This window comes from Occallatibacter sp., assembly GCF_049510455.1.
In the GTDB taxonomy this organism is placed as follows: Bacteria; Acidobacteriota; Terriglobia; order Terriglobales; family Acidobacteriaceae; genus Telmatobacter.
In genome coordinates this window covers 1-12,343 of record NZ_JBEKYX010000113.1, presented here as the reverse complement: position 1 = coordinate 12,343, position 12,343 = coordinate 1, and the positions used below count along the sequence as shown (strand labels likewise).

The following is a 12,343-nucleotide window of genomic DNA, read 5'->3' as shown; positions in this document are numbered from 1 at the left end:
AAGGGATATAGGGACAAGAGCAGTTCTCCTCTTGCTGTGGAGCGATCCCTGCCTGGCCGCTAATACGAATACGCGGCGAGGGTGGGGCGTCCGAACTTTATACCTTCGGGAGAGATGCTTTAGTGTCTTACTCCGACCAGACTGCCAATACGTTGCCGACACCATCTGCGAAGTGGAATCTACGACCGCCGGGGAACTCGAATGTGGAGACAACGACTTTGCCGCCAGCGGCGAGGACTGCGGCTTCGGTGGCTGCGAGGTCGGCTGAGTAGATGACGACCAAGGGCGCAGTTTTTGAGTGTGGCTCGTGCGGTTCGGCGTTGTAGAAACCGCCGTCTACACCTGCTGTGTTTGCGCTGAAGCTAGCGTAATCCGGGCCGTAGTCTGTGAAGTTCCAGCCGAAGACGGAAGAAAAAAACTTCTTTGCCGCAGCGATGTCCGTTGCTGCGAACTCGATGTAGTTGATGGCGTGGTGGCGATTCTCTGGCTGATTCATTTGCATTCTCCTTGTGGTTGAAGTGGCGTTTTGGAAAAGGCGCACCTTTCCTGATGCGCTTCCGATACGCCTCCATCCACACCCGCTCAGAAACTGGAGAGTGCAGGTAGAGCCTGCTGATTAAAATGCCGCGAAATCTGCGCAGGCTGCCGAGGTACGAGAAAAACGTAGCACAGACGCCAGGATTGCGCAAAGAAGAACCTCAACGCGGCACGAGAAGCCGGCCCGGATTGTCGCCAACGATCACGCCGGGACCTTGCTCGCCGAGGTCCGCGAATAGCTGGCGCAGCGCGCCGTCGTGGAGAACATTGTCGCGGAGGATGCAGTTCTCCAGGCCCTGATAAATGATTCCGAAGGACGGCGACCACAGGCCCTTGTTGCCATCGTCGCGACCGGCCCAGATGGTGTTGCCCGTGAAGGTGACGCCCTTGGCATTCTCGATCAGCACTTGCGCTGAGTCATGCGAATCGGGGTCAGCGTACTTGCCGCTGCGCTTGATGAGATTGCCGGTGATGTTGATCTGCTGCGGTCCCCAGTTCGATTTGCGAATCGCAATACCGATGGTTCCGGCGCGGTCAAAGAAATTGTTGTTGATCTGGTAGCCGTCGCCGCCCACGATCACGAAGTTCTCTTTGCCGTTCCATTCAATGCGGTTGCCGATAAAAGTGACCGAGGCATTTTCGCGACGCGCGGCAAAGCCTGCGCCCTTGTTACCGCTGAACCAGTTGTCGAGGATGAAGGCATCCCATCCGCGCATGCTCATGCCATCGCCGTGGTTGTAGGCCAGCTCGCAGTGCCGCACGCTGAAGCACCAGACGCAATCGAGCCGCATGCCATCGCCGGTGAAGCGGGCGACCTGGCAGCGTTCGATGCGGAAGCCGTCCTCGTGCTCGCCCCATTTGGTGCGGTTGGTATAGATGCCATGAATGCCTGCGCCGAGAAAGCCCCCATCGAGAGCAAGCCCATCGATTGTGGCTCCGCGTGCCTCGGTCAAGTTGAGCAGGCAGCTTGAGTCCGTGCCGGTGAGCTTGAGTACTGAGCCACCGCCGTGCGAATAATTCCACGCGGCGATGCCAATGAGGGCAGTATCGGGGCGGACGTGAAGCTCTCGCGTAAGATAGGTTCCGGGCGCCAGAAAGACGCCGCCGCTGAGAGGCGCTGCTGCATCGAGCGCCTTCTGGAGAGCAAGTGTGTTGTCGGTTTTGCCGTCGCCCACTGCACCAAAGGCATGCGCGTCAAGCAGGCCGCTTTGAGCCCCTGAAGATTGCGCCTGCAAATTGCTCTGGCCTAACAGAAACGATGCTCCGCCGAGCATGGCGGCACGCGCTGCATCCCGCCGATTGAAATCCGACATTCAGAACCCCCGAAGACTGCACTTCAAACTATATAGAACCTCTGCCGGAGGACTTCCAGCGTTCGAAAAAGGACAGTACTGTTCGTAAACGAACATCTATTTTTGAAGACCAACTAATTTATTAAGCGTCCAAGATGGAAAATAGAGGAAAGAGAACGGGTGCGGCCCGGGCTGCGTATGGAAGGTGAGTTGCTGGAAACACAAGATGGTGACATGCGGAGGGGTGCGGCTCAGTGAAGCAATTTGAGTCATTTGGTCTGGATGAGCAGAACGAGTGTCTGTGGCAAAACGGCGCACAGATCATGCTGCCTCCCAGAGCCTTTGCCGTGCTGCGTTACCTGGTGGAGAATCCGGGGCGGCTGGTCAGCCACGATGAGCTGTTGGATAAGCTGTGGCCGGATACCTATGTGCAGCCGCAGATTTTGCGGACCTATATGCTGGAACTGCGCAAGCTGCTGTGCGACGATGCCCGGCAGCCGCGCTTTATCCGTTCCCTGCCCAAGCGCGGATACGTCTTTCTTGCGGCAGTGACGGAGAATGGCAATGGCAGGCCCATCATTGCCGCCGCTGTGGAGACGCCGAAGAATGGCGCGACCGCTGGCGCTGATCACCAGTTTGCCACGCGAGAGCTAGTTGGCCGCGAGAAGGAACTGCGCACGCTGCAAAGCTGCGTAGAGCGGCTTGCTAGCAAAACGCGACAGATAGTGTTGATCAGCGGGGACGTGGGTATGGGCAAGACTGCGCTCATCGACACGTTTGCAAGCGAGTGGGCGGCTAGCGCGAAAATTGCCATAGCGCGAGGACAGTCCGTGCAGGGGATTGGCGCGCGCGAGCAGTACTACCCTGTGCTCGAAGCGCTGGCGCATCTGTGCGCCTCAGCGGATGGCGAGCGGGTGTGCAGAGTGCTGGCGAGGGTTGCGCCGGCCTGGCTACCGGGTTCTTTACGAGAAGGCGCTGCCCGCAACGAGAATGGGCGCGCGTATGCAGGAACAGCAAGCGAGCTGTGCGCGGCGCTTGAAGAGCTGGCCGCTGAGAAGCCCCTGGCCTTGATACTGGAGAACATTCACTGGGCCGATGATGCGACGCTTGACGCGATCTCTGCTCTGGCGCACAGGCGCATGCCGGCGAAGCTCATGATTGTGGTAACGATTGGCTCGCATGAGACTGGAGCTGGGCATCCGGTTGAGCGCCTGAGGCAGAATCTGAGTATGCAGCGGCTATGCACAGAGCTTACGCTGTCTCCGCTGACAATGGCGCAGACTGCGGAACTGCTGCGCCGAGAGCTTGGGGCAAGCGTATTGCCAAGCGGCCTGGACGTATTTGTCCAGCAGCACGCAGAGGGTAATCCCCTCTTCGCGCTGGCCATTCTTGAGCATCTGATTGGGGAACGCTTTCTGGTAAATGCCGGGTCTGGACCGGAGAGACACTGGGAGCTGCGTGCGCCACTGGTGCAATCGGAGACCGGCGTTCCCGCAGAGCTGGCGCAGATGATGGAAGTGGAGATAGCGCGCTTATCTGCCGCCGAACAACGACTGCTCGAAGCGGCAAGCCTGATCAGCGTTGCCTTTCCGGCATGGGCCGTTGCGGCGGCGCTTGAAGAGGACATTGCTGCTACCGAAGATGCATGCGATGCGCTTGATCGCCGCGTCTCTTTTATTCGACGCGCGGGGCATGATGAGCTTCCCGATGGAACGCGCTCTGCTTTTTATGTATTTGCGCATGGGCTCTACCGCGAAGTGCTTTACCAGAGACAGCCAGCGGCGCGGCGCGCTCGACGGCACACGCGCGTGGCCGAACGCCTGCGCCGCATCTTTGCCGGGCGCGAGTTTGACGTGGCGCATGAAATCACAATGCACTTTGAAGCCGCCGGAGAATGGCTGCGCGCCATTGATACTCTGCGCGCTGCTGCTCATGCCGCGCGAGAGAACAAAACGCTGGCAGAAGAACTGCTCGCGCGCGCGCTGGGCATTGCAGAAAATCTGAATAGTGAAGAGCGCGAAGAGACGATTTGCGAGATTCGTGCTGCTCTCAATGGCTCAAGCGATACATTGCACGCCGTGCAACAAAAGAAAACACCGCGAATGCATCGCACAAAAACTTAACGTTTTCTCCACGGGAACTTGACGCATTTGTTTTTGGGGAGGGTTAGTGTGGTTTTGGGTAGGAGGACTAGCCCAATGCGGATCACTCTTCGCTCCATCGTTCTGACGCTGGCCGTTCTGGCGACAGCAGCCTTTACCACGAAAACCGCCTCTGCCGCAGTCGCAACCGCGACCGTCAGCGTGCCATTCAATTTCAACATCAACGGCAAAGCGCTTCCGGCGGGCAACTACTTCGTGACGCGCACCTCCGATGGCAGCTTTGTCACACTGCAAACTGAGGACCGCAAGCAGGCCTACACATGGTTTGCCGCGCGGAACGGAGAGACATCGCCCGATCCGAAGGTCACGCTGCGCTTTGATGAGAGTGATGGCGCCTATGCGCTCCGCTCCGTTCAGTACGACAAGTTGATGACAGCTCGTCTCGACAAGAACGTATCTGAAGTTCGCGCCATACACATTGTGCATGGCCGGTAAGGTTGTCCGCAGCCACGCGAGCGGCCGCAGACAATGACGTAGCCAGAAAACATCCTCGGGAAGGCGGACCTCCAACCGCCTTCCCCTTTTTTTGCGTTAGAGAATGTAGCGGCTCAGGTCCTGGTCCTTCACAATGCTGGCCACCATCTGCCTTACATACGCGTCGGTGATGAGGAAGACCTTCTCCGGGCCGGATGCGGTCATGCGCTCCTCATAAGGCAGATCGGTGCTGGCGTCACTCTTGATTGCCGCGGTGAGCGCCTGGGCCTGCTCGTCATTCTGTACTCGGCGCGCCACGTCAGGAGCGAGGAAGCTAACGTCCTCGAGTACGCGTTCCATGATGGTGCTCAGTCTTCGCGCGCCGATATTTTCAGTTGTCTCGTTGACCTTAAAGGCGAACTGAGCCATCTCGCGCAACGCTTCCGCGGAAAATTCAAGCCGCACGCCCTCCGTTTCGAGCAATGCCGAGTACTGCCTGGTCAGTGAGGCCTTGGGCTCGGTGAGGATACGGAGGAAGTCTTCCACGGTGAGCGAATGCAGCTCCACGCGGATGGGGAAGCGGCCTTGCAGCTCAGGAATCAGATCGCTTGGCTTCGCGACATGGAATGCGCCGGCTGCGATGAAGAGAATGTGGTCGGTGCGGACCATGCCGTAGCGTGTGTTCACGGTGGTGCCTTCCACAATGGGCAGGATGTCGCGCTGCACGCCTTCGCGTGAGACATCGGGGCCATGGCCGCCCTCGCGGCCGGCAATCTTGTCGATCTCGTCAAGGAATACGATGCCGCTGGACTCGACGCGCTCGACCGCGGCGCGCGTGACCTGATCCATATCGATGAGGCGGCTCTCTTCTTCCTGTACAAGGTAGTCGAAGGCGTCGGTGACCTTCATCTTGCGCTTGCGCGAGCCGCCACCGCCGAAAATATTTGGCAGCATGTCCTTGAGATTCATCTCCATCTCCTCAAGGTTCTGGCTGGAGATGATGCCGAACTGCGGCGTGTTGCGCTCGCGCACGTCTACTTCCACGGTGCGGTCGTCGATCTTGCCTTCGCGAAACTGCTGGCGAAGTTTTTCGCGCGAGCGCTGATGCGATTCCGTCCCAGGCAGAGTGAGCTGGCCTTCCTGGCCCTGCGGAGGCGTGGGCGGCGGCGGCAGGAGCAGATCGAGCAGGCGTTCCTCAGCATTCATCTCCGCCTTGTCTTCAACTTCTTCAAGGCGCTCTTCACGAACCATGTCGATGGAGATCTCGACAAGGTCGCGGACGATGGACTCGACATCGCGGCCAACGTAACCGACCTCTGTAAACTTCGAGGCTTCCACCTTGAGGAACGGTGAGTTGGTCAGCTTGGCGAGTCTGCGCGCAATCTCGGTTTTGCCTACGCCCGTTGGCCCGATCATGATGATGTTCTTGGGCATGATGTCGTCGGCAATATCGGGCGGCAGCTTCTGCCGGCGCTGGCGGTTGCGCAGCGCGATGGCAACTGCGCGCTTGGCGGCCTTCTGGCCTACAACATGCTTGTCTAGCTCGGCGACGATCTCGCGCGGAGTGAGCTCGTCAAGAGCGAGTTCGGTTTCTTCAGCGGATGCGGGAAGATAAATAGCCATTCGGTTCCTCAGGGTTCAATTCGCATCATTTCTTCGCGGCTGGGGCAAAGGCCGCGCGGTGTTCCTTGCGAATTACAAATTTTAATCCCGACCAGGTTTCGTCAATCGCGCAGACCTTGATGTCTACAAGAGGTGTTTGAAGCACCCGGTCACGTATCAGGTTTTCCGTCACGTCGGTTTGAATGCCGGAAGCCTTCTTGGGCCAGGCGATCCAGAGCATGCCATCGACGTTGATCGTTTTGAGCAGCGGGTCAAGTCCGGTATGCAGCGCAGCGGCGGACTGTACGAAGAACAACACCACATCCAGATTTTTGCGGGAGACAATGCCCGAGTATTCCTTTAGCTCCTCCGGCAATTCGGCGGGGGCATTTTTGAGAAGCACACGATGACCCTCCTGAATGCCAAGTTTTCGTAACAGCGGCGTACCGGAATACCCTGCCATGTTGCTCCTGGTGCGAATGGTGCGATTCCCGCAATCCATTGCGGGGTTGCGCTATTGCTTTGCCGGCGAGTCCTTCAGCTCCTCAATGGTGATGCGGTCGTTGGTGTAGATGCAGATATCGCCGGCGATCTTCATGGCCCTCTGTGCGATTTCGAGCGCCGAGAGATCGGTGTTTTCGAGAAGCGCGCGCGCTGCGGCTGTGGCGTAGCTGCCGCCGGAGCCGATAGCGGCAATGGGCTCATCGGGATCGATCACATCTCCCGAACCGGAGATGATGAAGGTCTGGCCCTTGTCGGCAACGAGGAGCAGCGCTTCAAGATTGCGGAGCATTTTGTCTGTGCGCCAATCCTTGGCCAGTTCCACTGCAGAGCGATGCAGTTGGCCGTTAAACTGCTCCAGCTTGGTCTCAAAGCGTGTGAAGAGATTGAAGGCGTCGGCAGTGGAACCGGCAAATCCAGCCAGAATCTTGTCCTGATAGAGGCGGCGAATTTTTTTTGCGGAGTGCTTCAGCACATGATCGCCGAGCGTGACCTGACCGTCGGCGGCCATGACGACCTGCCCATTGCGGCGGACGCAGATTACGGTGGTGGAGCGGATGCGGGGACGGTTCGGTGTAGCAGAATTCTTGCTCAATCTAGGAAAAACCTCATAAGGTGCAACAAAAAGTATAGCTCACCTGAACCTCAACGCATGCTCTAACCGAGTGCGCCGAAGTCCTGCGTCCTCTGCATCGCTCCTGCATCCAAACAGGTGACCATGTCCACAGATCATCTTTTCTCTCCACTTAAGCTTCGCAGTTTGCCTCTTTCGCACCGCATTGCGGTCTCGCCCATGTGCGAGTACTCAAGTACGGACGGCTTTGCCAACGACTGGCACTTTGTACACCTGGGCAGCCGCGCTGTTGGAGGCGCGGCATTGGTGCTGACGGAAGCCTCGGCGGTCAGTCCGGAGGGTCGCATCTCGCCTGCCGATCTGGGCATTTATAAGGATGAGCACGTTGCGGGGCTGAAACGCATTACGGGTTTTCTGCATGAGCATGGCGCGAAGGCCGGTGTGCAACTGGCGCATGCGGGCCGCAAGGCCAGCATGGCTGTGCCGTGGGATACGCCGGAGCGGCGGATTCCTGCTTCCGAGGGCGGCTGGCAGCCCGTTGCGCCCTCCGCCATCCCGTTTTCAGATCACTACGGTACGCCTTTGGAGCTGGACCGCGCGGGCATGGAGAAGATTGTCGCGGACTTTGTTGCGGCCACGCATCGCGCCGCCGCGGCCGGGTTTGACGTGGTTGAGGTGCATGCGGCGCACGGCTATCTGCTGCATGAGTTTCTCTCGCCGCTCAGCAATCACCGCACGGACGACTACGGCGGCAGCTTTGAGAACCGCGTTCGATTTCCGCTTGAGGTTGTCCGCGCCGTGCGCGCCAACTGGCCCGCAGAGCTGCCCATTTTTGTTCGCATCTCCGCCACGGACTGGGCTCCGGAGTCGCTTGGACCCTCGTGGGATCTCGAACAGTCGGTCGAGTTTGCAAAACTGCTGAAGCAGGAAGGCATTGATCTGGTGGATGTTTCTACCGGTGGCAATCACCCGGCGCAGCAGATTCCAGTGGGCGCGGGATACCAGGTGCATCATTCTGAGACGATTCGCCGCGAAGCTGGCATTCCCACAGCCGCCGTGGGCATGATTACCGAGCCGGCGCAAGCCGATCAGATCGTCCGCACAGGCCAGGCCGACCTGGTATTGCTTGCGCGGGAGCTGCTCCGCCATCCCTACTGGCCGCTTCAAGCGGCGGAGGTTCTGCGCCAGGAGATTGCCTGGCCGGTGCAGTATGTGCGGGCGCGGCGCTCGCGTTGAACCGGTGGATGAGGTGAATTTTCGGAAGTTTCAGATTCAACCAACCGCCTGCCCGCATACGGTTGGATTCCATCTGAGCTATGCTTGAATTGGGGTTAGCTATGGCGAGTCCCCGCGCGAATGAACTTAGAGGACCAGAAAATCTGGGAATTTGCCGCTGGAGCCGCCCTTGTGGCAGGTGTGGCAGCTTTTGGCGCGTGGCTTTTCTTCCGTAAACAGCCCACTGCCGATGAGATCGAGCTCGCCCGCCGCACCTTTCTTACGCAGTCCGGGCGCATTGTGGACGGCACCCTGCTGGACGTGAGCCAGATGGCGGGCGAAGACGGTCGAACCATTACACTGCTCCTCTACGATTACCGGATCGGCGGCGTGGACTACGAGTGCTCGCAGGACATCAGCCAGATGCAGGGCACGGTGAATGCGGAGCTGGTGCGTGCCGGTTATCCCTGCAGCGTGCGCTACCAGCCCGGCAACCCGCAGAACACCATTGTGGTGGCGGAAAACTGGTCCGGACTAAGGTCGAATATTCCGTTCATTGTCCCCAATGAGGAGACGGAGACGGACGGCGCGGGCCAGGAAGGCATGCAGGTCAATCACGGCCAGTAAGGCAGTGTTTCGTGTTTGGTAGCTAGTTTGCGCGCACTTCGATGCGGGTCCGCTCCAGGCATTTCTAACCCCTACCCCTAATCGCGAATCACTGTTTACACTGTAGTCATGCACATGCATGCCGCGCCGTCGGGTCCAGGTCAGTCCGCGAGCACAGGCAAGATACAATCCGTGCTCCGCATCTCGCTCATTGCCACGCTGGCGTATGTAGTGGTGACCTTTGTTGCCGGTCTGCGAGCGCACTCGCTGGCGCTGCTCTCAGAGGCCGGACACAACGTCTCGGATTTTCTCGCGCTTCTGCTCAGCTTCGCTGCGGTTTACTTCCAGTCGCGCCCCGCGGACGATCAGCGCACCTTTGGCTATCAGCGCGCGGGCGTGCTTGCTGCGTTTCTGAATGCGGGAACGCTGGTGGTCATTTCGCTTTGGATCGCGGTCGAGGCTGTTCACCGGCTCAGCGCGCCCGTGGCTGTGCAGCCGCGGCTCATGATGATTGTGGCGGCGGCCGGCGTGTTGATGAACGGCGTGATTGCAGCGCTGTTGTGGGGTGTGGCACGCGACGTCAACTTGCGCTCCGCTTTTATACACATGGCCGGCGACACGCTTTCGACGGCTGCTGTGATCGCAGGCGGCGCGGGCATTCTCTTGACCGGCCAGAACTGGATCGACCCGGTGCTCTCGCTGATCATTGCCGCGCTGATCTTGTGGTCTTCTGCGGGTATCGTGCGCGAGACGCTGAACATTCTGCTCGAAGGAACTCCGCGCGGCGTCAATTTACTGGAGATTCGCACTGAGATGGAAACCGTCTCCGGCGTGCTCAATGTGCATGACCTGCACGTCTGGAATATCGGCTCGCAGTCGCGTGCACTGGCGTGCCATGTGACGATTGAGGACATTCCACCTTCGGAGAGCGCAGTCATCCTGGGCAAGATCAATCACATTTTGAAGGATCACTTCGACATCTGCCACCCGACGATCCAGTTTGAGCATCGTAACTGCGTCGTGGTGCATGGCTGCGTGGTGCCGCCGGAGGAGATGGTCGGCGCTTCCAGCGGCGAACATGGGCATCATCACCACGGGCACGCACATTGAGCGCGCTTTCGCGTTATACTTGCGGCCATGAAGTACCTTCGGGACCTGCACAGGCCATCTCGCCGTTCGTATTTGTTAAGCCTGAATCTTTGCGTGTTGTTGATCGCCATCTCGGGGTTCGGCGCTGGCGTGAACCTCATCAATCTGCTTCATCAAATCTGGCGCGGAGCTGAATTCGATTCATTGGTGGTCTTCAGCGATGGCGTCGGTGTCTTTGCGCCAGTGCTTATGATCTTCCTCTGCATCTTTTCCATCAATCGTATTGTCCACCGTCTCGCGGCTCCCAGCTTGAATCTAAGTTCTGTTTCAAAATGACTGACGATCTGTCCCACGACGCGTTTGGCGGCCGGCGACCGACCAGCCATGAACAGATGACAGGTGTGTGCTGGGATGCCTCCTACGTTGGCGGATCGGCACCATGGGAGATTGGCCGCCCGCAGCCTGCGATTGCGCGCCTTGTGTCTCAAAGCAAATTCACCGGAGCAGTGCTTGATGCGGGGTGCGGAACGGGCGAAAATTCTCTGCTTGTTGCCTCGCTGGGAGTGACGGTGATCGGCGTAGATGTGGCTGAGACCGCTCTGACGATGGCCCGCCAGAAGGCTCGCGAACGCGGGATTCAGGTTGAATTCGAAGTAGCTGACGCATTCCATCTGGACTGCCTGGGGCGTAAATTCCAGACGGTGCTGGATTGCGGATTGTTCCACACCTTCAACAGCGAGGAGCGGCCGGGATATGTGGCTAGCCTGGCATCGGTGACCGACCCCGGTGCGGCTCTCTACATACTGTGCTTCAGCGACGAAGGTCCCAAGACTGGACCGCACCCTGTTCGCCAGGAAGATCTGAGAGCTGCCTTTGACTCCGGCAGCGGATGGAATGTCGTCAGTATCAAAGCGGACCGTGTTCTGACGCGATTCCACGATGACAATGGCGCACCGGCTTGGTTCGCGACAATCACGCGGACGTAGAGCGAACAAACTGTAAACTGATCTTTATGGAAGAGTTCAGTCGTATTCAGCGCCTGCCGCCCTATGTCTTCAACATTACCGGCGAGATGAAGATCTCCGCGCGCCGCCGCGGCGAGGACATCATTGACTTCGGTATGGGCAATCCCGACGGCGCGACTCCAAAGCACATTGTGGACAAGATGATTGAATCGGCACAGAAGCCGGTCACGCATCGCTATTCGGTCTCGAAGGGGTTGCCGCGTCTGCGCCGCGCCATCTGCAACTGGTACAAGACGCGCTATGACGTGGACCTGAATCCGGACACTGAGGCCATTGTCACGATTGGCTCCAAGGAAGGCATTAGCCACCTTTGCCTTGCCATTCTCGATTCGCGCGATACCGTTCTGGTGCCGAATCCGAGCTATCCGATCCATATTTATGGCCCAGTGATTGCCGGTGCGCATGTGGTCAGTGTGCCGATTGTGGACCGCGAACACTTTTTAGGCCAGCTTGAAGACCTACAGTGGAGCTGCCGTTTCTGGCGCGGCTGGTTGAGCTGGCGCGTCAGTACGGCTTCCATCTTATTCACGATCTGGCTTATGCCGACATCGCATTCGACGGCTACAAGCCTCCCAGCGTGCTTCAGGTTCCCGGCGCGAAGGATGTTGCGGTCGAGTTCTTCACCCTTTCGAAGAGCTACAACATGCCCGGCTGGCGTGTGGGCTTTATGGTGGGCAATCCGGTGCTGGTGAACGCTCTGGGCCGGCTGAAAAGTTACTTCGACTATGGAACCTTCACGCCGATCCAGGTGGCGTCGATCCTCGCGCTCGAAGGTCCGCAGGAGTGCGTGGCCGAAATCTGCGAAACCTATCGCAAGCGCCGCGATGTGCTGGTGGAGGGACTGAACAAACTCGGATGGCCGGTGACAAGCCCCAAGGCCACGATGTTTGTGTGGGCGAAGATTCCCGAGGCCTACTCGGCTCTTGGCTCCTTGGAGTTTTCAAAGAGACTCATTACGGAGGCCAAGGTCGCCGTCAGCCCCGGCATCGGTTTCGGCGAGTACGGCGACACGCATGTGCGTTTTTCTTTGATTGAAAATGAGGAACGCACCCGGCAGGCGCTGCGCGGGATTAAGCAGATGTTTGCGAAGGGGTGATACCGATATCGCGATAGCGCATCGGATTTAAATGCCGTTTCCATTGATTCCCAGCGCCAGGCACTCGCGCCTATACGCATCGACCGTGGTCGGGATGCGGACCATGCGCCCCGTCGCCATGAAGGCGAACCAATGAGCGAAATGGACGTTCGTCGACGTCCATGGTTTCGCGTTCACCACAGCCGGTTTCAGCGGAGGGATTGCTTCAGGCTCTCCATGTTTTGCGGCTG

At 58.7% G+C, this 12,343-nt stretch carries 13 protein-coding genes and 1 pseudogene; 8 read left to right on the top strand and 6 right to left on the bottom strand.

Translation table 11 applies throughout. The features are described from left to right. Positions 1-127 precede the first annotated feature (127 nt). Complete coding sequence (locus ABSG47_RS17925; protein ID WP_424171072.1) at positions 128-496, bottom strand: VOC family protein; 369 nt, start codon at positions 494-496, stop codon at positions 128-130. 202 nt (positions 497-698) lie between these two features. Further along, the gene (locus ABSG47_RS17920; protein WP_424171071.1) at positions 699-1,850 is read right to left on the bottom strand and encodes a right-handed parallel beta-helix repeat-containing protein; all 1,152 of its coding nucleotides are present in this window, start codon (positions 1,848-1,850) and stop codon (positions 699-701) included. Between the two features lie 233 nt (positions 1,851-2,083). On the opposite strand from ABSG47_RS17920, the gene ABSG47_RS17915 reads away from it, so the two are divergent. Further along, a complete protein-coding gene (locus ABSG47_RS17915) occupies positions 2,084-3,952 on the top strand; it encodes an AAA family ATPase (protein WP_424171070.1) in 1,869 nt (622 codons plus the stop codon). Positions 3,953-4,027: 75 nt separating this feature from the next. Next, positions 4,028-4,426: a hypothetical protein gene (locus ABSG47_RS17910; RefSeq protein ID WP_424171069.1), complete on the top strand. Its 399-nt coding sequence runs from the start codon at positions 4,028-4,030 to the stop codon at positions 4,424-4,426. A gap of 96 nt (positions 4,427-4,522) precedes the next feature. Here the strand turns inward: ABSG47_RS17910 and hslU are convergent, their stop codons facing one another. The 3 genes from hslU to hslV are packed head-to-tail and all read right to left on the bottom strand — an operon-like array spanning position 4,523 to position 7,103. Next, positions 4,523-6,028 (bottom strand): ATP-dependent protease ATPase subunit HslU, encoded by a 1,506-nt coding sequence (gene hslU / locus ABSG47_RS17905; protein WP_424171068.1) that lies wholly within the window; start codon positions 6,026-6,028, stop codon positions 4,523-4,525. A gap of 25 nt (positions 6,029-6,053) precedes the next feature. After that, positions 6,054-6,470: a DUF3052 domain-containing protein gene (locus tag ABSG47_RS17900; RefSeq protein ID WP_424171067.1), complete on the bottom strand. Its 417-nt coding sequence runs from the start codon at positions 6,468-6,470 to the stop codon at positions 6,054-6,056. Between the two features lie 51 nt (positions 6,471-6,521). Further along, on the bottom strand, positions 6,522-7,103 hold the full coding sequence (gene hslV / locus ABSG47_RS17895; protein WP_481133039.1) for an ATP-dependent protease subunit HslV: 582 nt from the start codon (positions 7,101-7,103) through the stop codon (positions 6,522-6,524). Between the two features lie 123 nt (positions 7,104-7,226). On the opposite strand from hslV, the gene ABSG47_RS17890 reads away from it, so the two are divergent. From ABSG47_RS17890 to ABSG47_RS17865, 6 genes and pseudogenes are all read left to right on the top strand, one after another. Beyond that, complete coding sequence (locus ABSG47_RS17890) at positions 7,227-8,318, top strand: NADH:flavin oxidoreductase/NADH oxidase (RefSeq protein ID WP_424171066.1); 1,092 nt, start codon at positions 7,227-7,229, stop codon at positions 8,316-8,318. A 120-nt stretch (positions 8,319-8,438) separates the two neighbouring features. Beyond that, positions 8,439-8,924, top strand: a complete 486-nt coding sequence (locus ABSG47_RS17885; protein WP_424171065.1) for a hypothetical protein — start codon at positions 8,439-8,441, stop codon at positions 8,922-8,924. Between the two features lie 114 nt (positions 8,925-9,038). Next, positions 9,039-10,013 (top strand): cation diffusion facilitator family transporter, encoded by a 975-nt coding sequence (locus ABSG47_RS17880; protein ID WP_424171064.1) that lies wholly within the window; start codon positions 9,039-9,041, stop codon positions 10,011-10,013. Between the two features lie 311 nt (positions 10,014-10,324). Further along, entirely contained in the window at positions 10,325-10,978 is a 654-nt protein-coding gene (locus tag ABSG47_RS17875) for a class I SAM-dependent methyltransferase (RefSeq protein WP_424171063.1), read from the top strand. A gap of 26 nt (positions 10,979-11,004) precedes the next feature. Continuing rightward, positions 11,005-11,421 (top strand): annotated as a pseudogene (locus ABSG47_RS17870) (aminotransferase class I/II-fold pyridoxal phosphate-dependent enzyme); the annotation flags it as partial. 59 nt (positions 11,422-11,480) lie between these two features. Continuing rightward, positions 11,481-12,113: an aminotransferase class I/II-fold pyridoxal phosphate-dependent enzyme gene (locus ABSG47_RS17865; RefSeq protein ID WP_424171062.1), complete on the top strand. Its 633-nt coding sequence runs from the start codon at positions 11,481-11,483 to the stop codon at positions 12,111-12,113. 27 nt (positions 12,114-12,140) lie between these two features. Here ABSG47_RS17865 and ABSG47_RS17860 read toward each other — a convergent pair. Next, the coding region (locus tag ABSG47_RS17860) for a hypothetical protein (RefSeq protein WP_424171061.1) at positions 12,141-12,343 on the bottom strand (203 nt) is incomplete at its 5' end.